At 57.8% G+C, this 25,285-nt stretch carries 24 protein-coding genes; 21 read left to right on the top strand and 3 right to left on the bottom strand.

Translation table 11 applies throughout. The features are described 5' to 3' along the window. Window positions 1-100: 100 nt before the first annotated feature. The gene (locus ACZ45C_RS00320) at window positions 101-595 is read left to right on the top strand and encodes a hypothetical protein (RefSeq protein WP_379765211.1); all 495 of its coding nucleotides are present in this window, start codon (window positions 101-103) and stop codon (window positions 593-595) included. 260 nt (window positions 596-855) lie between these two features. On the opposite strand, the gene ACZ45C_RS00315 is transcribed toward ACZ45C_RS00320, so the two are convergent. Further along, window positions 856-1,767 carry an HFX_2341 family transcriptional regulator domain-containing protein gene (locus tag ACZ45C_RS00315; RefSeq protein ID WP_379765214.1) on the bottom strand — a complete coding sequence of 304 codons (912 nt, stop codon included), beginning with the start codon at window positions 1,765-1,767 and terminating at the stop codon, window positions 856-858. 168 nt (window positions 1,768-1,935) lie between these two features. Between ACZ45C_RS00315 and ACZ45C_RS00310 the strand changes: the two genes are divergently transcribed. The 7 genes from ACZ45C_RS00310 to ACZ45C_RS00280 all read left to right on the top strand — a co-directional run bounded on the left by ACZ45C_RS00310 (window position 1,936) and on the right by ACZ45C_RS00280 (window position 9,233). After that, window positions 1,936-2,832 (top strand): hypothetical protein, encoded by an 897-nt coding sequence (locus ACZ45C_RS00310; RefSeq protein ID WP_460560708.1) that lies wholly within the window; start codon window positions 1,936-1,938, stop codon window positions 2,830-2,832. Next, entirely contained in the window at window positions 2,825-3,985 is a 1,161-nt protein-coding gene (locus ACZ45C_RS00305) for a DsbA family protein (RefSeq protein WP_379765217.1), read from the top strand. Before ACZ45C_RS00310 ends, ACZ45C_RS00305 begins: the two co-directional genes overlap by 8 nt. Window positions 3,986-4,063: 78 nt before the next feature. After that, window positions 4,064-4,954: a hypothetical protein gene (locus ACZ45C_RS00300; RefSeq protein ID WP_379765220.1), complete on the top strand. Its 891-nt coding sequence runs from the start codon at window positions 4,064-4,066 to the stop codon at window positions 4,952-4,954. A 51-nt stretch (window positions 4,955-5,005) separates the two neighbouring features. After that, window positions 5,006-5,878 (top strand): hypothetical protein, encoded by an 873-nt coding sequence (locus tag ACZ45C_RS00295; RefSeq protein ID WP_379765223.1) that lies wholly within the window; start codon window positions 5,006-5,008, stop codon window positions 5,876-5,878. Between the two features lie 118 nt (window positions 5,879-5,996). Further along, window positions 5,997-7,286, top strand: a complete 1,290-nt coding sequence (locus ACZ45C_RS00290; RefSeq protein WP_460560711.1) for a hypothetical protein — start codon at window positions 5,997-5,999, stop codon at window positions 7,284-7,286. A 194-nt stretch (window positions 7,287-7,480) separates the two neighbouring features. After that, a complete protein-coding gene (locus ACZ45C_RS00285; protein WP_379765229.1) occupies window positions 7,481-8,407 on the top strand; it encodes a transcription initiation factor IIB in 927 nt (308 codons plus the stop codon). Between the two features lie 217 nt (window positions 8,408-8,624). Further along, window positions 8,625-9,233, top strand: coding sequence for a trimeric intracellular cation channel family protein (locus ACZ45C_RS00280; RefSeq protein WP_460560727.1), 609 nt, complete (start codon window positions 8,625-8,627; stop codon window positions 9,231-9,233). A 101-nt stretch (window positions 9,234-9,334) separates the two neighbouring features. On the opposite strand, the gene ACZ45C_RS00275 is transcribed toward ACZ45C_RS00280, so the two are convergent. Continuing rightward, on the bottom strand, window positions 9,335-9,688 hold the full coding sequence (locus ACZ45C_RS00275; RefSeq protein ID WP_222609130.1) for a winged helix-turn-helix transcriptional regulator: 354 nt from the start codon (window positions 9,686-9,688) through the stop codon (window positions 9,335-9,337). A gap of 62 nt (window positions 9,689-9,750) precedes the next feature. On the opposite strand from ACZ45C_RS00275, the gene ACZ45C_RS00270 reads away from it, so the two are divergent. The 6 genes from ACZ45C_RS00270 to ACZ45C_RS00245 all read left to right on the top strand — a co-directional run bounded on the left by ACZ45C_RS00270 (window position 9,751) and on the right by ACZ45C_RS00245 (window position 14,481). Further along, on the top strand, window positions 9,751-10,452 hold the full coding sequence (locus ACZ45C_RS00270; RefSeq protein ID WP_222609129.1) for an SDR family NAD(P)-dependent oxidoreductase: 702 nt from the start codon (window positions 9,751-9,753) through the stop codon (window positions 10,450-10,452). Then, window positions 10,452-10,871: a DoxX family protein gene (locus ACZ45C_RS00265; protein WP_379765234.1), complete on the top strand. Its 420-nt coding sequence runs from the start codon at window positions 10,452-10,454 to the stop codon at window positions 10,869-10,871. The genes ACZ45C_RS00270 and ACZ45C_RS00265 overlap by 1 nt, the downstream gene beginning before the upstream one ends. Before the next feature lie 10 nt (window positions 10,872-10,881). Continuing rightward, complete coding sequence (locus ACZ45C_RS00260) at window positions 10,882-11,742, top strand: VOC family protein (protein ID WP_460560714.1); 861 nt, start codon at window positions 10,882-10,884, stop codon at window positions 11,740-11,742. Between the two features lie 115 nt (window positions 11,743-11,857). Further along, window positions 11,858-12,754, top strand: coding sequence for a biosurfactant protein 1 (locus tag ACZ45C_RS00255; RefSeq protein ID WP_460560716.1), 897 nt, complete (start codon window positions 11,858-11,860; stop codon window positions 12,752-12,754). A 111-nt stretch (window positions 12,755-12,865) separates the two neighbouring features. Next, window positions 12,866-13,054: a hypothetical protein gene (locus ACZ45C_RS00250; RefSeq protein WP_188879677.1), complete on the top strand. Its 189-nt coding sequence runs from the start codon at window positions 12,866-12,868 to the stop codon at window positions 13,052-13,054. Between the two features lie 155 nt (window positions 13,055-13,209). After that, a complete protein-coding gene (locus ACZ45C_RS00245; RefSeq protein WP_460560718.1) occupies window positions 13,210-14,481 on the top strand; it encodes an RNA-guided endonuclease InsQ/TnpB family protein in 1,272 nt (423 codons plus the stop codon). A gap of 308 nt (window positions 14,482-14,789) precedes the next feature. Here the strand turns inward: ACZ45C_RS00245 and ACZ45C_RS00240 are convergent, their stop codons facing one another. Then, window positions 14,790-15,575, bottom strand: coding sequence for a TrmB family transcriptional regulator (locus tag ACZ45C_RS00240; protein ID WP_004062190.1), 786 nt, complete (start codon window positions 15,573-15,575; stop codon window positions 14,790-14,792). 175 nt (window positions 15,576-15,750) lie between these two features. Here ACZ45C_RS00240 and ACZ45C_RS00235 point away from each other — a divergent pair, with 175 nt between their 5' ends. From ACZ45C_RS00235 to ACZ45C_RS00205, 7 genes are all read left to right on the top strand, one after another. Then, entirely contained in the window at window positions 15,751-16,971 is a 1,221-nt protein-coding gene (locus tag ACZ45C_RS00235) for a digeranylgeranylglycerophospholipid reductase (RefSeq protein ID WP_004062188.1), read from the top strand. A 220-nt stretch (window positions 16,972-17,191) separates the two neighbouring features. Continuing rightward, a complete protein-coding gene (locus ACZ45C_RS00230) occupies window positions 17,192-17,854 on the top strand; it encodes a DUF6735 family protein (RefSeq protein WP_460560720.1) in 663 nt (220 codons plus the stop codon). 37 nt (window positions 17,855-17,891) lie between these two features. Further along, complete coding sequence (locus ACZ45C_RS00225; protein WP_082226590.1) at window positions 17,892-18,176, top strand: DUF7967 family protein; 285 nt, start codon at window positions 17,892-17,894, stop codon at window positions 18,174-18,176. 61 nt (window positions 18,177-18,237) lie between these two features. Beyond that, window positions 18,238-18,987 (top strand): helix-turn-helix domain-containing protein, encoded by a 750-nt coding sequence (locus ACZ45C_RS00220; protein ID WP_008364314.1) that lies wholly within the window; start codon window positions 18,238-18,240, stop codon window positions 18,985-18,987. Window positions 18,988-19,047: 60 nt separating this feature from the next. Beyond that, window positions 19,048-21,441 (top strand): heavy metal translocating P-type ATPase, encoded by a 2,394-nt coding sequence (locus tag ACZ45C_RS00215; RefSeq protein WP_180271702.1) that lies wholly within the window; start codon window positions 19,048-19,050, stop codon window positions 21,439-21,441. Between the two features lie 175 nt (window positions 21,442-21,616). After that, window positions 21,617-24,433: an aconitate hydratase gene (locus ACZ45C_RS00210; RefSeq protein ID WP_008364317.1), complete on the top strand. Its 2,817-nt coding sequence runs from the start codon at window positions 21,617-21,619 to the stop codon at window positions 24,431-24,433. Window positions 24,434-24,793: 360 nt separating this feature from the next. Next, entirely contained in the window at window positions 24,794-25,285 is a 492-nt protein-coding gene (locus ACZ45C_RS00205; protein WP_008364318.1) for a hypothetical protein, read from the top strand.

The raw sequence follows: 25,285 nt of genomic DNA, 5'->3' as shown, positions 1-25,285 counted from the left end.
TATCCAGCGGACATTAGCCAAGGGCCGAATATAATATAGACATAGGCCAAACGCTATTTTACCCTTGGGTTTTTTCTACTTGGCCCCACACATAGCAGATATGGGACCTACTCCCCACTCCGAGGCGGTTGCAATTGCCTGCGAGAACAAGGCGGTACCCAGTGAATCCCAGGGGCGGTACAACGCAACTGGGCTTTTGGTCGTCGACTACAGCACAGGCCACTCCTTCAACAAAGACGACCACGACGGTAGCGCCTCAACCACAGCGTTCAACGCCGTAAGAGATGCCTCCCGCTACGGTGGAATCGGAACGATTCGAAGCCCTGATTCGAAACTGATCACCGTAGGTCGGTACGGAACTGACGGCATCCGGCTGCTGGACTCTGTTGGAACCAAGGACTACGACCTGAAGGGGCTGCAGTTCGAGGAGTACGCAGTACTTGGACCGGGCGACGGCCGGTACGGACGTGCGAAGGATATCTCAGGGACGCTAGGATCAACCGTTCGTCATCTTCCCGATGACAAAGCGGCTGACCTGCGGGAACTGCTCGCTGAACTCGAAGCTGAAGGGAGAATGCGGCGGCCTGTTCGATAAGCAAGCTACCCCATTACCAACGTATCACCCGGGTCGAACTCGAAGTCCATCTTGGGACCGAACAACAATTATCTGAACTCCCCACTCCGAGAACTTGTACTCATCTTAGCTGCAACCGCTTCAGTCGTGTACCTGTTCACCGACTACGTAGGCAATGTCCAGTGACCCGCTGAAAAACCCCTTTGCTGACCCCATTCTCTATATCCAGCACGCGGTTTCTGTCCACTAGTGAGGATTTCAGCAGAGCCGGGAAAGTAAGATTAGTGCGTTTCTACCCACATACGCCCCATTGTCGATAGTTCCGTCTCGTGTCTATTTCCGCTATCCCTTCGGGTGACGTACCCCTTTGTATCTAGGTTAGACACATTGTACTGAACTCGACTTCTGAATGATTCGCCATATTCTTCACCATTCTCCTCGGCCAACGCCTCCGCAAGTTCTGAGGTCGATTCGAACGTACCCTTCCCCTTGAGAAATCGAAGAACATGCTCCTCGAACTCTTTCACGTTGCTACCAGGAGATGACGGAAACTCAACGAACATATGCCCGTCACCATCTAAATCTTCCCGCGTACCCTCTGTCACGCCACTTTCATCGACCCGATCTAGTATGTCGGTGATCGCCTCATAGTGCTGATGTACCCGAAGGTCTTCGTACTCCTTCAGTTCATCAAAGGCCTCGGCCGCATCTTCCAACACATCAAGCATTTCCAAGACCAGATACTCCTTGGGGGCCACGTAGTACGTGTGTACGCGATCACGAATGTCCTCGAACTCCTCTTGTTTCTCAGCTATCAATGAGTCAGCAGCTGTCGCAAACGCGAACGACACCGTCCGCGGCATGGAGGAGATATTGACGTAGACTTCGTTCCCCTTCTTGATTTCCTCCAGAATGTAGTCATGCGCTTTGGGATAGAGCGTCTCGTACTCGTACATCTCCTCAAGATTGACTGCCTCAATTTCGACCTCTATGTCGATCAGCTCGAATGTACGCTCCAGTTTCCCGGTCATATTCTTTGCAAGCTGCGCTGCCCGGTCTGTCGGGTCATCGTCGGGCTCGCCTTCATGCGTGAGTAGCACGATCCGGTCAGCCTCCATCTCACCCTTTGATATTGGACGAATAAGGCGGTCAAAATCAAACCCGACTGGAATGAAATGAACCCTATCACTCATAGTTCATAGTCAGCCACCCCCGTGTTAAATCTCTCCGATATCGACCGCCTATCGCTACCATATAGTTTCGGCCCGCCTAGAACATAGACGATCTGTGTCCTATCTAGCCCACCTGTTTGAAAATTCTCCAACAGAGTTTTATATACCGAATTCGTAGAATGGCGGTAGGTGCCAAGTGAACGACCCGCACCATCGCCAATGAATTCGCACTCCATACAGAGAGATTCGCATAGAGGTCAGCAAACCCTGTTAGCCTCCTTGATTGCGCAGTACTCCCAACTTCAGGCGATTCTTCGCCTCGAGCCCAGCGGGAAGTTTCTCGATCTACTGGAGGCGGATCCAACGATTGAACACGTGATGGTGACACTCAGCGAAGCCGAAAGCGTTCTGAGAAATCATGGAGGATTCGATAACATCCTCCAGCCCCACCACAAACTCACAATCGTGGGCACGGAACCCGACCCAACAGTCACGGACAGAGGGCGATGGGCGGAAATAGACCTCTATGCCGAAATCACGCGTGAGGCGCGAATCATCCCGGACTGGTTATGGGTCTACCATCAGATGGAGCCAGAACATCAGTTAGAGAACGTGAGAAAGTACCTTGATCGATTCGAATGGCTCTACCAGACGGCCGAGGAGATGGGACTATCCCACGAACTCATACCTTTGGCTAAAGGGCTTTCTCAACCCCATTTCAAGGAGGCTCGTGAGACCTTTGCCCGACTGGGTATCGATCGGTTCGCCATGTACGGCGTCCAGACACCCAGCAACTACGAATTCCGAGATCGGATACATCAGGCGGCAACCGCCCTGAACCCTGAGGGAGTTTTGGTCATCGGTCGAGGGTCACCGAGACAGGTCGAAGTGCTACCGGAGGTTGTTGATGAGGCTGCTGGGTGGTACTGGAAGCAGGATTGCGGTCTGACGACGGACGGGTATTCACAACAGAGGTTAGCCATGTGGATTTACGAAATCAAACGAGCGCTAGAGACGGAGCGCACCGACGAGCAGTCGCGAATTGGAGACTACCTTCCGGACTCTGAGGTGGTTATCAATGGGTGACGGGACGACAGACGACCTGTACATTGACCCCGAGGACGATGACAGTGGTAGTGCCTCCGGTGACGAAGCGCCAGACGTCGATCCCGACCAGACAGGAGTTGACGAGTACACCGATGAATCGCCGTCAGAGGAAGCACCCTCCGAAGATTCTAGCCCCCAGCCAACGGAGACCACACCGTCCGGAACAGACGGTAATGGAAGCAGTGGAGGTGGAGGCGGAGGCGGCGGCATCATCGGAATCCCCGAGGGTGTGGAGGTAGGTGACGACTCCCCCGATGAGGCAGGAGAAGACCCCGATTCTTCAGAGCCCGAGAAGTCACAGGATCCCGAGACTCCGGACGAAGAACCGGAACAAGAGGAGTCGGAAGACGAGGATGATGACGACGATGAAGAAGAACAAGAACCGAAGGTTGTGCAATACTCAGACCCGTGGGATAACGTGGGGTGGGGGCTGTATCCCATAATACTCAAAATCAAAGAGCGATACGGACACGAAGTCGATACCGACTATCACCTTGTCCCCGTCCGCGAATTCGTTGACCCCGAAAAGATGGCATCGAAGTGGGAAAGAGACCGTCTTCGCCACAAAATGCCTATAGATACCTCCGTGTGGGAGGAGAATCCGCCGGAATCAACCGAACTCGCAAACCGCGCTTACCTGGCAGCGATGCACCAAGGGCCAAACGCCGCCCAACGATACCTTCGACGGCTTCGGACGGCCACCATGGTCGAAGGGACAAACATCGAGGATAAGGAGATCCTTTTCGAATTAGCGGAGAACGCGGGGCTCGATACCAACCGATTGGAGGAAGCTTGGGACAAAGTAGAGCCTCGTCAGACTAAACGTGATCTCAATCCGCCCTTCACCAAATTCCACGTCGACGGAGAGGAAGTCACTCAATCGGGCTATCTGCACTACGACGACATCGTCGATATTTTCGACCAATCAGGAATCGATAGTGAGGAGCCGCAACCCCTCTCCGGATTCGTTACCGAGCACGGTCCTGTTACGACTCAAGAAGTCATGACGGTCTACGAGTGGCCGCAGGACCGAGCAGAGGAAGAACTCCAACAGCGGGACGATATTGTGCCTGTTGAGATCGGAGTTGGAGCATTTTGGACGCGACACAAACAGGCAAGTGAGGGGATCTGAGCCGACTATGCTCGGTGATTTTTCGAGTCCTAAAAACAACGTCGTCGGCTCCTGCCGAGAAAATGACTTAGTGAGTGAATGAAACGAAGGACATTCCTTAAAGCGACGGCAGCTACTCCGATTGCGGCTTCAGGGGAGGTAACCGCCCTGAAAGAGAGGAGTACAGTAAACGATGTCGCCGACAGCTATTTCGACGCACTCCCGGAGACGAAAACCGAACGGAACGATACCGTAATTCAATGTGCTAACGAACTGTGCTCCGCACGCAAGGCAATTTCTGGAGAGACCCTCAATGCAGTGGTCGATAGTGGCGAGTCTGTGTCTGACGTCGTCCGTCGTCTCCAGTTTGGAGTTCGCCTCCTCAACGAGTACAACATCACCGACAAAATAGACGAGTCTATGATTGAATCGAGACGACGGGATCTTAGCAAATATACCCGTTATCTCCCTCTCATTGGGAGTTTCAACAACCTCTGCAACGCTGCGTGTGTCGTCGAAACTCCTGATCCAAACCCAGAAGCTATCAAGGGGTTCCTCTTCGCGTCAGCGGCGTTCGGTCTGGAGGTTGTCCTATGGACCATCGGTACCCCGTACAAGATGGCATGGAGAGGAACACGTTTCATCGCCAATCGCACATTCCTCCGGTTCGCCCGACACGGATGCCGAGGGTGTATCGCTCTACTGATGAGCGAACTCCACTGGGCGATTCGAGGCTCAGTCTACGGCGAGGCTGTCACGGACAGCAACGTCGAGTTCGTATGGGATCAAATTCAGAACCTCAAGACCGACGCGGAGGAGTGGAACTACGACGTCAACCTGGATTTCACCTACGATGAGATACAGAACTTGATCGTCCCTGAAGGCGGCTCGGCTGTTGGGATGTTCCCGCAGGAAAAGGAGGGGCTAATCGAACGATACATCCCTGATTTCGATTTGGAGCTTCCAAACCTTCCCGAACTACTCCCCTAGACGCACTAAAGTAATCGAGGACTCAAAACCAAATACAGCAAAGAGATCACTATGGGTGAGGATAGCGAAGATTCAGACACAGAGTCCGGGAAAGGTCCAAATCCCTCTATCTCTACAGGTTTTACTGTCGATATAGACGTTAGCAGCATTCTCGCGGCTCAGAAAGTGGCAGAGGTAGCGATCCAACCGGCAGCAGTCCAGTCGATGATTGAGACGCAGAAGACGGTAGAGCGGGCTGTCAAGCCGGCACTGGTTCGGGACGCAATTCAGATGCAGAAGACGATGGAGAATGCCATCCAGCCTGCACTGATCCGGGATATCGTCCAAATGCAGAAGATCGCAGAAAGTGTGGTTAATCCGGCGTTGGTTCAGTCAATCACCCAGACTCAGAAAATTGCTGAATCGGCTATTCAACCGGCGATGGTTCAGTCGATTGTCGAGATGCAGCAGGCACTCGACTCTGTGTTGGTGCAACTCAACGCACCAAGCATCGCAGCCGATATATCGACGATTGCCGCGACAGTACACCAGAAGAGGTCTACACCGGGTGTAGGCCAATACAAGTACCCAGCTTCGGACATCGATGAGATACGTCCGCCCGAATCGCACATTCACGACAAGCTGATTTGGGATGATGGGGACTGGTACCGACGTCGGACTCGAGAAATTTCGTACGATCTCGTCGACTACATCTTCTGGAAAGCGAAACAGACCGGAGAGCTGACCGACGCCTCTGATGAAGAGATAAGTTTCGGAGCCACAGTAGCAACGTTCTTCATCACACTCGCACTGACTGGAGGAAATGTCATTGCCTCTGCAACGGTTGCAGGATTCACTGGTGGAGCAACATTTCAAGGGGGCAAGGCGGCTAAGAAGCGCAGTGAGCGCAAGAACCTCGAGGAGAAGTTCACCCATGACAAGTAGAGCGTTCGCAGCATTTTGAATTCTGACAGAAGCAAGAGCCTCGAATCACAAAGTTGGAAGATCACCTATGTACGACTGAGCGGAAGGAATATACTTCGAGTGGGAAAAGGACAGTTGTGTGAGACCAAAGTGGGATAATCTCTTCTGGTACCAGCGTGCCAGCGATGAGGGTAAAGAGCAGCTGGAGAACAACACCACGAAGGGCTTCCTGAAAGTCCTGCAAGAATCTGATAATAGACTCACGGACAGTTTTCTAAAGCAGTTCCTTGGTCTCGCTTTCGAGGACGCCAAATTCGAGTACGACACTCAGGTCGGTTTGAACGAGATTCCAACATCTGAACATTCCGTCCACCTTGCTGGACTCTCATTTGCCGGAGAGAACGTCGCTAGAGAATCAGATCCACGTTCTGGAGACGGAACAGTAGATGGCGTAGTCACAGTTCATTCAGAGAACGTCCCAACGTCAATCGTTATTGAGGTCAAGACAGAACGGGACAGGCTGAGTCTCACTCAGATGGGGAAATATCGAGGTGAGCTTGGCCTCACCGATGACGAACTGTGTCATGGGGTCAGTTGGTTGGACATCTATGAACTGCTAGAAAATTACCGAGAGAGAACGAAGAATGACATCGACCGATTCCTACTCGAAGAATTCACCGACTACTTAGAACTGATGAGAATGGTACCATTCAGAGGATTCGACCGCGATAAACTGAGCGGTTCTGGTGTGGGAGAGTATCGGAAGACGATGCTTCGAGGAGTCGACCAGACTAACCCTGGAATCTTCTCTCAGGCGTTGTACGAGAGTAGGGAGAACTACGATCTCGGCAACTTCACCGCGACCTCAAATCAACGAAGCAGAGAGGTACACCTTGTTGATTCAGAGGAATTGGAGAACGGGATATTCCAGCGACTTAGACATTTCTCGGCAGGGTTCTGGCACCCAGCAAAGTTCTCTGTCCAACTCTATATCCCGAACCGGATTGTCAGCAATATCGTGAGACGGGGATCCTCTGAACTTAAACCGGAATTCAAGCGTGTGATGTTGGACGCCCTGTCCGAACTGGACGACATCGAACTCACACGTGAAGACAATCCGTTCTATTATCTCCGGTACCAGCGGAACATCCAGCAGGCCAACGACAGAGAACGGCAGACCACAACCTTCCACGCAGATTCGGTCATCTACATGCCAGGGGTCGACGAAGCGAGTATCACGGATAGGTTGGGAGTCATCGGTCGGGCTGTGAGGGAGACGACCGACGCCAACATAGGACACGAGAAGTCGTTCGTAATCGAGAAGCAGATTCCATATGGCTCAGACCTCATCGAGAAGAAAGAGTTGGTAGACTGGACGCTCGAGTACTTCCAAACTCTCCTGCCTGTGTACGAGTACTTCGCTGAGTGATGCAAGCGGTCACCGATGGCGGCGTCGTAATCGACGACGAATAACCGGCCACGGCATACCCCGCTGAGAGTATGTACAGACGCTGCAAAGGCTCCCTGAGTAGTCAATAAATATCTTCCATAATCACATCCGCAGTTGTCTATCTCCCCCTGAGAGGGGCGCGGGGTGCAGACGAGACGCCTCGCGAACTACCAATGGCCACGAGAGAGATCTACGAAACCAGCTTCGACGAAGACGTATCGAACGACAACACGGCGTGTCCCGAATGTGACGGCCAAGTGAGAACAAATACCGTCGAGACGGTCTGTGAGGACTGTGGGCTCGTCATCGATGAACAGAAAATCGACCACGGTCCGGAGTGGCGGTCGTTCGCGACCGATGAAGAGACTCTAAATCGAACAGGTGCACCACTCACCGTCGCACGTCATGACCGAGGGCTTTCGACCGAGATCGGTCGCTGGAAAGATGCAAACGGGAACGAACTCTCCGGGCGAAAGCGGCAGCAGCTATCTCGACTGCGTCGTGAACAGACTCGTGGTCGGTTTCAGTCGAAAGCTGAGCGAAACCTCGCACACGGCCTGGGTGAAGTTCGAAGAATCGCGAGCGTCCTCGAACTTTCAGGTCCGGTCCGTGATCAGGCGTGCCAATTGTTTCGGAGCGCTCAAACCGAAGACCTGCTTCGAGGCCGATCAATCGAGGCGATAGCGGCAGCAAGCGTCTACGGAGTCTGTCGCTGTAACGGTCACTCGCGGTTACTCGACGACGTCGTCGACGCAGCACGCGTTGAACAATCGAGAGTCACGAATGCGTACAAGACGCTGAATATAGAGCTCAGACTGCCGACCCAACCTGTTGGCCCCAGCGAATTCATCCCCCAGCTTGCGTCAGAACTCGATGTTCCAGCGAACATCCGACAGCGGGCTCGGCGGTTGGCTGAACGGTCGGAATCGAGAGGGGCAGTGTCAGGCGTCAAGCCATCAGGATTCGCAGCCGCCTGTCTGTACAACGCAGGCCGTGAAGAAGGACGATGGCTAACGCAGTCGGAAGTCGCGGAAGCAGCGAGTGTCACCGCACCAACCATCCGGTCGCATCAAGACGTATTGCGCGAGTTGGTCACCTGAATCATCGTATTCAAAGGATCTCGTCAGTTCTGAGGTGTACCTGTCGTGAGCAGGAGATGATCGAATACTCCCGTCGTCGCATGACCATCGTGTGACCTGTAACGCCGTGGCGAGGCGGGAAAGATCGGAGGCGAAGCGCTCATCAGACTCGTTATCCTGTCTGGAACCAGTGACGCAGGAGATCGTCGAGGCCCTGTTCGTAGATCCCTTCGCCGTGATGAACACGGTTGGGCTCGTCGCGTTCGCCCTTGTCGGGGCGACCAAGGCAATCCGCGAGGAGTTCGATCTATTCGGTGTCACGGTGGTCGGCCTCGCAACGGCATTTGCAGGCGGGATGACCCGTGACCTACTCGTCAATCGGATTCCGCTCGCGCTCAGTACACCCACCGAGATCGCCCTCGGATTGCTCGGTGTCGGACTAGCGGTTGGAGTGAGTGCCACCCTCGAGTCAGCCGACACGCATCCGGTGACACAGTTCTCGGATGCGATCGGGCTCGCCGCGTTCACAACGACAGGTGCTATCGTCGCAACGCAGGCCGGCATCCCCGCCTTCGGCGTCGTCGCGATTGCGACGATCAACGCGGCCGGGGGTGGTGCTGTGGCCGATATCCTGCTGGATCGCTCGCCATTTATCCTGCTCGACGATTTCTACGCCAGCTGTGCGGTACTGGGTGGGAGTGCATACTGGATGATCGTCGCTGTCGGAGGGGCGAACGGAACCGCTGCAGCGGTGTGCGCAGCGATGGTTGTAGGCACACGAATTGCGGCACTTATCTACGGCTGGTCACTTCCGACTGCACAGGTACTGGGACTAACACGAGAGTAGCGCCTCAGGGGCCACGGAGATGAAGACAGAGAGAGCGGAGGTTATCGGCGTTCCCAGAGCGGCCGATCATCACCGACGGACTACCGTCGGTCTGACAGCATTCAGAGCCAGTCCTCACCCCAAGCGTCAAGCGACTCGAACACGGGACAGAGGGCATCTCCCTTCTCCGTCAGCGTGTAGTAACTCGCCACCGGCGACTCGAACTCCTTCCGGTTCTCGATGAACCCCTCCTCCGCTAAGTCGTCGAGCACCCGCGAGAGCGTGTAGGAGCTGGCGCCCGTCGAGCGTTTGAGTTCGTTGAATCGCTTTTCACCGTCGCGCAGGTCGTTCAGGACGATGAGCTTCCACTTCGCTCCCATCTCCTCGACCGCTCCGACGACGTTGCAGACGTCCGCATTCCGCCGTTCGACCTCGGTGTCTTCGTCCGTGTCAGCCTCGGGTGGTTGGGTCGCCATTACTTGGTTACACTATTGTTGCCTGAGCTATATATAGGTTTGGGAACAAACTAGGTAATGTAATGGAACTACAACACTCGACGGTGCTCGTGACCGGCGCAACCGGTAACATGGGTCCGTACGTGACGGATTCGCTGATCGAGAGCGGCGCCGACGTCGTCGGTACCTACGTCACCGAAACGGCGAGAGATGAAGTAGCGACCCGCGCTGAACACGCCGATGCAGTATCGTACTACCAGGTCGATCTAACCGATCAGGCGGCGGTCGACGCCTTCGCCGAGACGGTTGTCGATGACCACGGATCGGTCGATCACATCGTTGGCCTCGCTGGTGGGTTCTCGATGGGCGGCGTCAGCGATACCGACGCCGATGCGTTCCAGGCCGCGTTGAATCGCCACGCGACGACGGCGTTCCTGACCGTTAAGGCCTTCGCGGAGCACCTCGACGAGCACAGCGGAGTCGTTCTGTTCAGCTCTGACCGCGCCATCACCCCCGTCGGCGGGACGCTCGCGTACGACGTCGGCAAGGGCGCGGTTCGAACGCTGACTGAGTCGCTCGATGTCGAACTCGAGGCCCGCGTCAACGCCGTGGCTCCGTTCCTCATCGATGTCCCGGGGAACCGCGAAGCGATGCCCGACGCCGATTTCTCGGAGTGGACGGCACCGGAGGCCGTCGTCGACGAAGTTGTTCACCTGCTTTCGAACGCGGGTGTTACGGGGCAGATCGTCCAGCTGACCGGTGGGCAGCCGGGGGTCGAGGACTGATGGCGCTGGAGACTGCAGCTGGTGGGCTCGCGTTTCTGGTGGGCCGCGTCGTCTTCGGCGTCCTGCTCGGGTTCATGGGGCTCGGTCACTTCACGGGGCTCGACGGAATGAGTGGCTACGCCGAAGCAAAGGGCGTTCCCGCCCCGCGGCTCGCCGTCACCCTGTCTGGCCTCATGCTCATCGCTGGCGGACTTGCCATCGCGCTCGGAGTCTACCCACTCGTTGGTGCGGCAGCGATCGCGCTATTCTTCCTGGGCGTGACGCCAGTCATGCACGACTTCTGGACGGTCGATGACCCCGAACAGCGGCAGTCTGAGATGACGAACTTCCTCAAGAACGGCACGCTCTTCGGCGCAGCGCTCGTTCTCGCAGCATTCAGTAGCACCGCCTGGCCGTACGCGCTCAACATCGGTCTCTAAGATGTCTCCCATGACCACGCAAACAAATCCAGACGTACTCCCCCAGGAGGCACACATCGGGCGGACCGCGCTTCGCGTCAACGACCTCGAAGAGCTAACCGGGTTCTACCAGGATGTCGTCGGCCTCAGCGTGCTTCGCCGAACCGACACCGAGTCAGTACTGGGTATCGATGACACGCCGCTCCTCGTCTTAGAGGGTGATGCAGACGCACTCGGACGACACCAATCGGCAGCGGGTCTCTTTCACAACGCATTCAGAGTCCCCTCGCGTGCGGCATTAGGCGACGCGTTAGCCCGCATTCAGGAACACTGGCAGCTCGGCGGCGCGTCCGACCACGGCGTCAGTGAGGCGCTGTACCTGACCGACCCAGAGGGCAACGGCATCGAGATCTACCGAGATTATCCCCGTGAGGACTGGCCCCGCGCTGACAACGGGCGCATTCGGATGGGAACGTATCGCCTCGATCTCGATCCATTGGAAGCTTCTGCTGCAGAAGCGGCAGGGCTTCCTGCCGGAACGGACGTGGGGCACGTTCACCTCGAAGTGTCCTCGTTGGAGGCGTTCCGCGACTTCTACGTGGACACACTCGGGTTCGAGGTACAGACAGAAGTGCCAGCCGCCCTCTTCGTCGGTGCTGGCGGCTACCACCACCATCTCGGGGCGAACACGTGGCACCACAGGACGGAACCGGTCAGCGGACGTGGACTGTCGTGGTTCGAAGTGCTCGTACCAGACGACGACTCACTCGAAGCAGTTCGGGAGCGGCTCGTAGCTGGTGAGATTCCATCCACCGAAACGGATGATGGGGTCGTTGTTCACGATCCTGATGAGATCGAGATCCGGATTCGAGCGGACTCATCGAACCAGTAGCTTAGACGCAGGCAGCATTCGACGATCGAGAACCAATCTGTGGCACGTACAGGCCGCTTGGAGCGGTGCTATAATTTAAACCGGAAGACGAGCCAAATCCTCGGCAGATCGAACTATGGACGGCCACTACGCTGATTTCAAGGAACTCCGACCGACCGGCGAAGCTTCCCACATCCCAGACGATACACTTGACGACCGCGGAGGGGAAGAAGCCCAGCAACAGCGAGTAGCATCGAGCAGTAGAGGATATCCCAACCAGGCAACTACGGAGATCGAATGCCGGTCCTGTGGGGTATCCATTCCGGCGACGCAGACGAAGTGCCGATTTTGCCTCACCAACCACGTTGACGGCACTTCCTCAGTCAACGCGAACGACGCTCCAGAACAGACCCTCGTCGGCATCGTCCACCTGGTCGTCGAGTCGACCACGTTCTACGGCGCCGTGGCGAAGGGCGGCGCCGCAGCGAACCTCCTGTCCGCCAACGAGGCGGAGCCGGCCGTCGACGACTACACCCTCATCTACGATCTCGACGAAGCACCGGCGCGCCAGCTGGTCGAACAATGGCCCTCACTCCCCGACGCGGTACAGGTGTCGTCAGCGGGGGGAGAGCGGCTTCTCAGTGCCGCCCGTGACCGCGCTGGATGCCTCGGGCAGGGAGCGTCGGAGCGTCCGGAGCATCCCCCGACGCGGCTCTACGACCAGCGTGGGGACGGCATCCGCGACGCGTCGCGTCTCGACGCTGTCCTCGACGACGCCGACGATGCGGTATGGCTGGTTCCAGCGATGGCGCTGACCGAATCTACTGGTGAAGCTGCGGCTGATCGGCAGGCGTCGTCGGTACCGACGACGCAGAAACTCGACTGTGAAACCTGTGGACGGGCGACCGACCATCGGTTCAAGACCCGCGAGTCGGTCCCGGATGCGGCGTGGACGGGGCAACCGATCTGGGAGTGTCGGGTGTGTGGCTCGGCTCGCTACGGGCCGAATCCATCGACGCACCGTTCGTCTTAACCAACAAAATGGCTATATGATTCTCAATGTTGGTTAATAGACGCACTCAGTTCCACAGCTACCCGCAGCCGGAGAGGTTTCTCTGCGCCGTGAATCGGCGAGGCGCTTCAAATGGACCCACGCAACACACCGGGATATCGACTGCATCGCTCACTCACCAATCTCAAGCGCATCGAGACGGCCGGACTCGACGACGCAGATCAGGAGCGGATCGAGGCAGCGAGAGCTCTCCTGCAGGACGTGAGTCTGCTCACCCAACCGCAACACAGCGGAGACGCCGATACACAGATCAAGTCCTGATCGACGTCGCAGGCCGGAATTCGGGTATCTCGTTCCAGAGGCTGTTTATTGCCCCCCAGAAGGGGTGCGGGGGAGAGAACCCCGAGGCCAACAGATGACCCACCTCACTGAACAATTCCATATTACCGAAAAGTAACAACGAAGGTGAATCACAAATGGACAACACGCTACGACGTACGGTACGAATCAAACTCGACGTACCCAGAGAACGTCGTGGCGATCTCCATCAGACCAAGACTCAATTCCTCCACTGCGCTAACCGAACGAGCGAGTGGGCGTGGCGGTACGACGAGGACTGTATCACCAGCAAGAGCAGGGCCGAAGAGGCCCTGTATGACGAGTTGCGGGAGGAAACCGAGCTCACCGCTAATCTCGTTCAGAAAGGTATTCGTCGCGCTATCGCAGCCGTCAGGGCCGGCGTCGAGAAATTGACGCAGGGTGAGAAGACCAGCCAACCAAAGTTCGACTCGTGGAGCATCGTGTACGACAAACGCTCCGCGACGTTCAACGACGACCACGCCACCCTCTCGACACCGAACGGAAGAGTCACCGCCGAATACGTCCTCCCACCTAAAAATCAGCGAGAGAACACGCCGTTCGGACGGTACTACGAGAGTGACAACTGGAATACGTCAAGTGCCACGCTCCAATATGACGAGAACGAGGACACGTTCTACCTGCACGTTACGCTGAAAAATCCCGATTATGAGAGTGACGGACCGGAACGCCAAGAAAGCGAGTCATGTGATGATCTCCCCGAGAACGGAGTGGTTCTCGGCGTGGACTTGAACGTGACTGGCGCGTTCGCCGTCACCTCCACAGGCGAGTTTATTGGCAGTGCAGACTTCCTCACCCACAAACGCGAGCAATACGAGCAACGCCGGGGGTGCCTACACCAGACGGGTACTCGGTCGGCCCACCTCACGATTCAATCTATTGGTAGTCAGTTCAGCGAGTGGTCATTAGACTGGCTCCACAACCGAGCCAACGACCTCATCGAGGAAGCCGATGATGCGGATGTAGACGGGATTATTTTCGAGGACCTCACTCACATCCGCGAGAACATTGCGAACGGCAGCAAGTTCCAGCAGTGGGCCTACGCGAAGTTCGTGGAACTCGTTGAGTACAGGGTCGAATCCACAGAGTTGTTCGTCGATTCCGTGAACCCAGCGTACACGAGCCAGCGGTGCTCATATTGTGGGTGTACCCACGAAGATAATCGCGACGACAAGCAGTTCGAGTGCCAGTCATGTGGGTATGAGGTGAACGCTGATTACAACGCGGCGAAGAACATTGCAAACCGATACTGCGAGTATATCCATCGCGGGCAGAAGTCTCGCGGTGGATGGGCCACCAGTCAACTGGCCCTGAAGTCAGGGATGCTGAACGTGAATGGTGAATACACGCCTTCCGCCTTGCGCGGATAGAGCGGGAGTCCACTGACAAGTCTCTGGGCTTGACCCGGAGACGGTTGACGAAGTGCCGCTTTCCCATACTGCCAAACCAAGTACGTCGTTCGCGACGGCCAAGTCCTCCACGCGGACCTCAGTTCCCCCGACCCGATCGACGAGTAGCAGTGGTCGCCGATACGGGTTTATATTCAGAGCGAGCTAAAACAGCCGGCCAGTACAGAGGATATACTCACCGCTGAGGGGAACAAATCGATTAGGCGACATTACATCTTGGTCTGCCCCCACTTCAAGCAAATCATCGGTTCAGAGGGATCTAGAGTTTACTAAATGAGAGGGTCTGCATTGGTCCACAGTTGTTGGAAGCATTTCTCAAACTCTTCGACCACCTTCGAATCTTTAATCCCGACTACTCCAATCCGATCGCCACCAGTTACTGGATGTGGGAGGTCAATTGTCGTCTCTACCTGATCGATTACATCGAAAGAGAGAGCGACATCAGAAATAGTTCTTACAGTCACATCGACGGAACGTTCGTCGATTAAACTCGGAAACCTATCCGGAAGTACGGTAACGACCTTCTCACTCAACAGTAAATCGACTGTGAGGCCTGAATTAGCCCCTTCAAAAAAGGCCTCAATTTCAGTTTGGAATGTCTCCCACGTGGAATTCTCATAGGGCGTTCCCATGACTGCATGAACGGAATTCTCCGCAGACCGCATATGTTGCTGGAGAGCCGTACTCATTTCATCGCTCCCAAGCGACCCGCACCAGAAACTACTCTTTGTAGGTGGTGTCGGCAAAAGGTTCGAACGGACCGTTTTAGCAGCCTCCAAATGGTGGTTCCACTCTTGAGCCATCTCATGCGTCTTCTCAGCTAGAAGGATATCAACGGCAGTCTCGGGTTGTACTGCAACGTACTGTTTTGGATCATTTGACTGGGTCTCAATCAGCTTGCGAGCTTTGAGGTTGTTGAGCACATCGTAAATACGGCCTTTCGGAACGCCGCTAATATCGGAGAGTTCAGTCGCAGTGACCGCACCTGTCACTAAGAGTGACCGATATACCTTCTCTTCATAACTTGAGAGCCCCAATTCTGCCAGCTCTGACATAGTACTCCGTTAGATGCCCAAACGAATTGTATGTGCTGTTCTGTTTCCTGTTGTCATACGATGTCGACGGAAAATTACTGCTGAAACTATAGGACGGCCTATGTTGAAACGAACCAGAAGTGGCACTGTGTTTCAATACCTTTTCGGCTGTATTCTGGGAGTTTGTACATCAGAAATGGATGATCGCTACGACGTGATAATTGCTGGTGCAGGCCCAGCAGGTGCGCAGTGTGCACGAGATCTCGCTGAGCGTGGTTACGATGTAGTTGTTTTGGAGACTGAGGCAGAGGATGAGTTCCCGGCACAGAGCAACAAATCTACCGGCGGTACGTTCGCGTCGATGATGGCCTCCTTCAGTATCCCCGACGACGTGGTCATGCACGCGACAGATTCAGTTGTTATTGAATCTCCTAACAACTATCTCGTTCGAGATCAGCCGGGGTTCGTCCTGGAGTTTTCTGAGTTCAAAGAGTTCCTCGTCGAAGACGGCCGGAGGAAAGGAGCAGACTACCGTTTTGACGCCCGTGTGAGAGATCCAATAGTCGATAATGGGGATGTCGTGGGCGTCCGATACAATAGTGACGAGGAGATCTACGCAGAGATAGTTATTGATGCTACAGGGCCAGCTGCACCGTTAGCCAAGAGCTTGGATGTCGTCGATCTAGAGCGCAAAAATCACGCGATTGGTATCGAATATCAATTTGAGGGAATCAATCTCGATCATCCTGGGTATGCCGATCTTGCTGACGCGATGATGCTACAGCTAAACCACGAATACGCCCCAGGAGGATATTCTTGGATTTTCCACACTGGTGGAGACACAGCAAAAGTCGGTGTCTGTTTCATTCAAAACAAGCGGTATCGGGAGCACGCCACTGAGGATCGAACTGTGGACGGTTTCCTCGAATATTGGCTTGAAACGGATCCACGCTTTGAAAACGCCAAACGTGTCTCGGATACGCAGGTTCGTGGCTCAGCTCACATTCAACCGCCGGGAGCGATGAGTACTTCGTCATTTATGGCAATTGGCGATACAGTCCCATCGGTTGATCCTGTATGGGGTGAGGGTGTGTACAAGTGTATGAAATCAGCTCGTGCAGCGGCGGTGACCGCCGACCGTTGTCTTACTGGTACAGTGGATACGTCTACGGAAGCGATGGCAGTCTACGATGACCTCTGGCACGAGCAAGTCGCCCCCCGACAAAATCGTCGTCAGATGATGACCAGGCTACTGTATCTCGCATCAAATGAACGGTACGATCAACTTATGAAGGATCTGAACGAGCTCAGTAAGGACTCCCTCTCAGCGATCAACGACGGAAATATTCGTAAAATCGCCAAATTATTTTATCTAAGTGATTTACCTCTTCTCTGGAGATACTGGAGAGAACCATAAACTGTGTGTAGTATCCACTTCATACTCGATGATTCTTTAAGAAGGCGGCTTGCAGGAGCTTCCGTATTTAGTTCATAGATCCACTCACCGATTTAGCCGCCCCAATTTCACTACTCATCCCGAATAAAGAAGCCTCGCTAGCAACTACTGGTAGCGTTGTTCGTCCCCGGGAGGGGTGCGGGGCGATCCAGTCGCGTTCGCCCCGTGAGGTGATTGCTCGATGGGCCACCGCGCACTCGTTGCGTACGAACGTACAGACGGACAGTACACGCTCCACTACAGCCATTGGGGCGCAGCGAACCTGAAGCTCAAGCACCGAATCTCGGCTGAGTCGCCGTTCGGTGGCGACGACACCGACTCCAAGTGGGCGAAACAGCTGCTGGCGGAACTGGCCGATGGCCTCGAGGCAGATGCCGTCGACGGCTACCTCGCCGACGAGGATCGACCGTCGACCGTCGTCGAGCCGAAGCCCCGCGCCACCGGGCTCACGCTCGACGAGATCGTCGCTGACCACCTCGACTACCTCCACCACGAGGCGTTCTTCGTGGTGTCGACGACGTTCGAGGTGACCGCCTATCGGACGCTGTGGTTTGGGCTCCAGTACGACTCGGAGACAGTCGAACAGGGAGAGACAGTCGGGAACGGCGCACTCGCGACGGTGCGCTGGTACGACGGCGAGCCGGTCGGCGACGGCCACCTGCAGGGACAGTCCGCGGCCCTCAAAGACGTCGTCGGCGATATGCTCGACAAGGGCGTCTTCACGCCGTCGACGGCGAGGCAGTACCTGAAACGGAAGCTGGCCGAGCGAGTCGGCGACCGACAGGAGCTGCTCATTCCGACCGGAGAGTCACCCTTCGAGACGGCGAGTCTCAGCAAGCCGTAACACCAATCCCTTAGTGGATATCGGGGGACGCCTAAGTATGGCAAATCAGTCTGAAGATGACGTTCGTGTTTGGCTTGTCGAACGGACGTACTCCGATGACGAGCAGAACCTGATCATCCTCACCTACGCAACACCCGATGGAGAACAGTACTATCGGAAGGAACGCGCACTCACGTCCTTCACCGACGTCCGAGACACGACAGCAGCAGTCGATGCTGAACCCGGCAATCTTGGCATAGTCGATGACCCCGACCTCCAAGAGCAATACGCGGCCGAAGCACAGCGAATGCAGGAAGTCCACGACCCTGACGACGTAATCTGAGGTCCACTAGTCGACAACGCTGCAGGCCATGGGTTATGTCGTAGCAGGCCTTAGTCGGGGTATGCGCGAACTCGTCTTCGCTCTCGAATACGAGCCCGGCTGCAACCGGGTGGCGGACGCCCTCGCAGACCACTCCGACGCTCGCGTTCGTTCACTCTCGCTGCACGCCACTGCCGACCAGCTCTGGCGAGTCGACCATGCCACCGGCACTCCGGACGCACTCGACGCCATCGAGGACGCGTTTCGCAACAGCGACTACTACGCCGACTGTCTCGCCACCGAGGACTGCGGCGCAACCCAGACTACCCGTGTCCTCGACCGCACGGACGACACGCTCATCCTTTACTCCGACTGGGAGCGCACTCCGACCTGCGCCTCAGTTCCCCACATCGCTCGCGATCACCTCGGCGACGGCGTCTTATTCGAGACCCGTCACGAGGGGCGCCACTACACGTGGCGGCTCATTCACGCCGGCGAGGGCGATGTGGCGGCGTTCTTCGATTCCCTCGGGGTTGCCGTCGGGGAATGCGCCCAGATGGAGATGCTCCGCACAGCGGACACGACGACAGGAGCTGGGGGACGCGACGGGAAACCGAGCGGCCTCCCGCCAGCCCAGGAGGCCGCACTCCAGGCCGCGGTCGAACACGGCTACTACGAGTCACCCCGCGAGGTCGACGTCGGCGAGCTCGCCGAGCATCTCGACGTGCCACGGTCAACACTCACCTACCGACTCCGTCGGGCGGAAGAACATTTGGCGAAGCAACATGTTGCCGGCGAACAGGTAGCGGAAGAACGGCTGGCATCGCACTGACGCCCTCGATTGGAATATTCCAACAAAGACATATCGAACTCCCGCTCCTACCGTGACGTGATGACAGAGAATCCGGACGCAGCCGGGGGAACGAGCGGCGGCGGACAGCGACGTGAGCTGACCGCCCGCCTCGCCGTCCCCGAAATGGACTGTCCCTCTTGCGCCCAAAAGGTGGACAAGAGCCTCCAGCGTGTCGACGGCATTACTGACGCCACGCTCCAGCCGACCACCGGCACGGCCAACGTCACGTACGACCCTGATCGGACCAGCGAAGCCGACGTAGTCAAGGCGATTGAAGGCGCCGGCTACGAGGTCGTCGGGGGCTCGGACGCCGAGAGCGATGATGAGGACAACCAGGCGACCGATGGCGTCGACATCGCGCCCCCATCGGAGGTCTGGACGAGTCCTCGCGCGAAGAAGACGTGGCTCGGTGCGGCGTTCGTCACGCTCGGCCTCCTCTTCGAGTTCCTCCTCACCGGGCAGAACATTACGGTGGCAAGCGTCCTCGAGTACCCGCTCCACATCGCGGATGTCCTGTTCCTCGGCGCCGTCGCGGCCAGTGGCATCCCGGTCGTCCGTAGCGGATACTACTCCGCGAAGAACCGAAGCCTGGACATCGACCTCCTGATGGGGACGGCGATCATCGCGGCGACCGGTATCGGCTACTTCGTCGAGGCCGCCACGCTGGCCGTCCTGTTCAGCATCGCCGAACTGCTCGAGGACTACGCGATGGACAGGGCACGGGACTCCCTGCGCGAGCTGATGGAACTCTCGCCCGACGAGGCGACCGTCCTTCGGGATGGTGAGGAAGTGACCGTTCCCGCCGAGGAGGTCGACGTTGGCGAGACCGTCGTCGTCCGCCCCGGCGACAAGATTCCGCTCGACGGGACGGTCATCGACGGCGAGAGTGCAGTCGACCAGTCGCCGATCACGGGCGAGAGCGTCCCCGTCGACAAGACCGCCGGCGACGAGGTCTACGCCGGCGCGATCAACGAAGAGGGGTACCTCGAGGTAGAGGTCACCTCGACCGCTGGCGATTCGACGCTCTCGCGCATCATCGAGATGGTACAGGGCGCACAGGCGAAGAAAACCGAGTCCGAGCAGTTCGTCGACCGCTTCTCCGGCTACTACACACCCCTCGTCGTCGTGCTGGCAATCCTGACCGCCGCTATCCCGCCGCTGGTTATCGCTGATCCGGTGTCGGTGGACCTAGCCGGATACGGGTTCACCTTCGCGAGCGACTGGCAGACGTGGTTCATCCGGGGGCTCACCCTGCTGGTGATCGCCTGCCCGTGTGCGTTCGTCATCTCCACACCCGTCTCGGTGGTGTCGGGCATCACCAGCGCCGCGAAGAACGGCGTCCTGATCAAGGGCGGCAACTATCTGGAAGCGATGGGTGGGGTCGACGCAGTCGCCGTCGACAAGACCGGGACGCTCACCAAGGGCGAACTCGCCGTCACCGACGTCGTTCCGGTCGGTGACACCACGGCTGACGATCTGCTCCGTCGCGCCGCCGGACTGGAGCGGCGGAGCGAACACCCCATCGCAGCAGCTATTCTCGCCCGTGCTGAGGAGGCGGGCGTGGGCAACCTGCCCGACCCGACGGGTTTCGAGAGCCTCACCGGGAAGGGCATCCGCGGCGAGATCGACGGCGAGACGTACTATGCGGGCAAGCCCGCGCTCTTCGAGGAGCTGGGCTTCGATCTCTCACGGGCACGCCGTGAGACGGACGGCGGCGTCATGGCGGAAGAGGCAGCCGAGTCCGACGACGGGGCGTTCGCCGAGAATGCACTCACCGCGCTGGAGCAGGAGGGCAAGACGGTCGTTATCGTCGGGACGGAGTCGGAACTGCTGGGTGCGATCGCCATCGCCGACGAGGTGCGCCCGGCCTCGAAGCGGGCCGTCGAACGCCTGCACGAGCTGGGCGTCGAGCGCGTCGTGATGCTGACCGGCGACAACGAGGGCACCGCCCGCGCCATCGCCGAGCAGGTCGGTGTCGATGAGTATCGCGCAGAACTCCTGCCCGACGAGAAGGTCGACGCTGTCGAGGAGTTACAGGCGGAGTACGGGGAGGTCGCGATGGTCGGTGACGGCATCAACGACGCGCCCGCGCTCGCCACCGCGGAGGTCGGCATTGCGATGGGCGCGGCCGGTACCGACACCGCTCTCGAGACAGCCGATATTGCGTTGATGGGCGACGACGTCGGGAAACTCCCGTACCTGTACGACCTGTCGCATACGGCCAACGGCGTGATCCGGCAGAACATTTGGGCGAGTCTCGGCGTGAAGGCGCTGCTTGCCGTCGGCGTGCCGATTGGGCTCGTCAGTGTCGCCGTCGCTGTCGTCGTCGGAGATATGGGGATGAGCCTCGGCGTCACCGGCAACGCGATGCGGCTGTCGCGAATCGCGCCTGAACGCATGGGCGGTGAGACTGGCCAAGAAACGAGTGCATGAACGTTACCGAAGAAGACAGTGTCACCCCAGAACTGTATCACGCGTCGACCGTGAGAGCAACGAGCTCTTTGAACCCCTTCGGGCGGGTCCAACGTATAAGTCGAACTGCTCGAATCCCGTCTCCCGAGAGCGGGGACAAGAATAACGGTTACTCCGTTTGAAATCTTCCACAATAATGAACCCCTTCAATGCGATCCGCGAGTTCGAAGCCGATGGAACGGCCTACAAGATGGCCGACCTCACCGTCCTCGAAGAGCAAGGCCTCTGTGACCTCGACAACCTACCGGTCAGCATCCGTGTCCTCCTCGAATCCGTGCTCCGAAATGCCGACGGGGAGGACATCACCGAGGAAGACATCCGTGACCTCGCTGGCTGGCAACCGGACGTGCCCGACGCCGACATCCCGTTCCAACCGTCCCGGGTCATCCTGCAAGACCTCACCGGCGTCCCGGCCGTCGTTGACCTGGCCGCTCTACGGTCGGCCGTCGACCGCCAGGATCGAGACCCGAGTCTCGTCGAACCGGAGGTCCCCATCGACCTGGTCATCGACCACAGCGTCCAAGTGGACTATTTCGGCAACGAGGAGGCCTACGAGAAGAACGTCGAACTCGAATACGAACGCAACGGGGAACGGTACCGCGCACTGAAGTGGGCACAAAACGCCTTTGATGACTTCAGTGTCGTGCCACCCGGGACGGGTATCGTTCACCAGGTGAACCTAGAGCACCTCGGACGGGTCGTCCACGAGCGCGAGCATGACGGTGAGAACTGGCTGTTCCCGGACACGCTCGTCGGGACAGACAGCCACACCCCGATGATCGGGGGCATCGGCGTCGTCGGCTGGGGCGTCGGCGGCATCGAAGCCGAGGCCGCGATGCTCGGCCAGCCCATCACGATGAACGTCCCCGAAGTCGTCGGCGTTCGACTCACCGGCGAACTCCCTGAGGGCGCGACAGCGACCGACCTCGTACTGCACGTCACCGAACTGCTCCGTGACGTCGGTGTCGTCGACCGGTTCGTCGAGTTCTACGGGCCAGCCGTGGAGACGCTGACCGTCCCTGACCGGGCAACGATCGCGAATATGGCGCCCGAGCAAGGTTCGACCATCAGCATGTTCCCCGTCGACGAGGCCACCCTCGATTACCTCAAACTGACGGGGCGCGACGAGGACCACATCGAACTCGTGCGAGAGTACCTCGATGCCCAAGGGCTGTTCGGCGAGCAGAATCCCGAATACACCGAGACTGTCGAACTGGATCTCTCGACGGTGACACCGAGTCTTGCCGGGCCGAAGAAGCCGCAGTCACGTGTCGAGATGGGCGACATGCGGAGCCATTTCCGGGAGTTGCTTCACGGCGAGTTCGAGGAGGACCTCGGCGACGTGGACCAGGAGGCCATCGACCGCTGGATCGCAGAGGGCGGCAACACCCAGACCGAGTTGACCGGTGAACCAACCGACGTCGAACGAACAAACGGCGGCGTTCAGCAAGAGGCCCAGACTGAGAAACCGGACCTGGGACCGCTCACGGAGCGTGCGACAGTAACGGTTGATGGGACCGACGTCGAGATCGGGCACGGGAGCGTCGTCGTTAGCGCGATCACCAGCTGTACGAACACATCGAATCCCTCCGTGATGCTGGCAGCCGGGCTCCTGGCGAAAAATGCTGTCGAGCGGGGCCTCGACGTCCCGGACTACGTCAAGACGAGCCTCGCACCTGGCAGCCGCGTCGTAACCCAGTATCTCGAAGCGTCGGGACTGCTTCCGTATCTTGAGAAACTCGGCTACAACGTCGTGGGCTACGGCTGTACGACCTGTATCGGGAACGCAGGGCCGCTCCCAGAACCCATCGAGGCAGCCATCGACGAGCACGACCTCTGGACGACGAGCGTCCTTTCCGGGAACCGGAACTTCGAGGCGCGCATTCATCCGAAGGTGCGTGCGAACTACCTTGCCAGTCCGCCGCTCGTGGTCGCCTACGGGCTCGCCGGGCGGATGGACATCGACATGGAACACGACCCCCTTGGGTACGACGAGAACGGTAACCCGGTCTATCTCGCAGACCTCTGGCCGGGTAGTGACGAGATTCACGAAGCGGTTCACGACTTCGTTGACCCGTCGATGTTTGAGGAGAAGTACGCCGAAGTGTTCGAGGGTGACGAGCGGTGGGACGCACTGGATGCGCCGACGGGCGAGGTCTACGAGTGGGACGAGGACTCCACGTATATTCGGGAACCGCCGTTCTTCAAGGACTTCCCGCTGGAGAAACCTGGTGTCTCCAACGTCGAGGATGCACGGTGTCTGCTAACGCTGGGTGACACGGTTACGACCGACCACATCAGTCCTGCTGGACCGTTTAGTACGAATCAGCCGGCCGGCCAGTGGCTCATGGATCACGGCGTTGAGCCCCACGAGTTCAACACGTACGGTGCTCGTCGAGGGAACCACGAGGTGATGATGCGGGGCACGTTCGCCAACGTCCGCATCGAGAATCAGATGCTCGACGACGTCGAAGGCGGCTACACTATCCATCACCCAACGGATGAGCAGACGACCGTTTTCGAGGCCAGCCAGCGCTACCGCGACGAGGGAACACCCCTCGTCGTGATGGCTGGCGAGGAGTTCGGGACCGGATCGAGTCGTGACTGGGCGGCGAAGGGGACCGACCTCCTCGGTGTGCGTGCGACCATCGCTGAGAGCTACGAGCGAATTTATCGGGACAATCTCGTTGGGATGGGCGTGCTGCCGTTACAGTTCCAGGACGGGGACTCCTGGGAGGCGCTTGGTTTAGACGGCTCGGAGGTCTACACGATCTACGGGTTGGACGACGGGCTGACGCCGATGGCTGAGTTGACCGTGACTGCCGAGCGGCCAGACGGGTCATCGGTTGAATTCCCAGTGACAGCCCAAGTCGGGACGCCCGCCGGAGTGCGATATATTGAGCACGGCGGCATCTTACATTACGTACTTCGACAGCTATTGACGGAATCGTAACTCATTCCGAGTGAAATCACGGAGAGATGGCTGCTTTCGGATACCTGATTCCCTATTCGGAACCATCTGGAATCTGAAACAGCAGTTTCTGTGTTGAAGAGGTGCCAGATTTGGTTGAGGTTCTCGGTTTATTCCAAAGACGATTGGCCGCTATAGTACCATTCTAAACCAACTAATCACGCTACCAATTACACTCAAGCCACCCATACTGCGTTCGGCCATTCACACAGTCCCAGACACCAATCAACAGTTATGGGTTCTCAACAGAGCCATCGTGTTTGTTATTGCGCCGGCGATGGGTGCCGGCGCAGCAGGAGCGAGCAACGACCCCCGGTGCGTCGGCGTTTCGAGGTGTTCGAGATGCACATGGTGATTTACGCTCTGGTAGAAGAATCGACCCACGACGACGCACTGGCCACCGGAAAGACGGTGTTCGACCGCCTGGTCGGCGCGGACCCACACGCCGGCGCCGTCTTCGATTACTATGTGACCTTCGACGAGGAGGACACGTCCGTTGCGGGGACGGCGCGATGGGGTGAGCTGCCGACTGCAGCCCCCGTCGACTCCGATGACGGCGAAGACCTGCTCGAGCGTGGCTGGGAGGCGACGAAGGAGGAATTCGAGCGTAATCTCGACCGGGCGAAGGAGGCCATCAACGAGCTCTCCGACGAGGAAATCATGCGCGACGAGGACCTCGCCCGACACGCCTTCCACCAGGTCGGTGCGTACGACGGCCCGACGATCTTCCTGTACACCGAACACGGAACCGGCATTCGCCACCGTGGACAACTGGACCGACTCCTCGAGGAGAGTGAAGAGCTCTGGATCGTACCCGCTGACGTCCACTTCTAA

The organism is Halorubrum pallidum (genome assembly GCF_055380345.1).
Note: the sequence above shows the minus strand (reverse complement) of the source record. Positions and strands in the feature narration are given on the sequence as shown.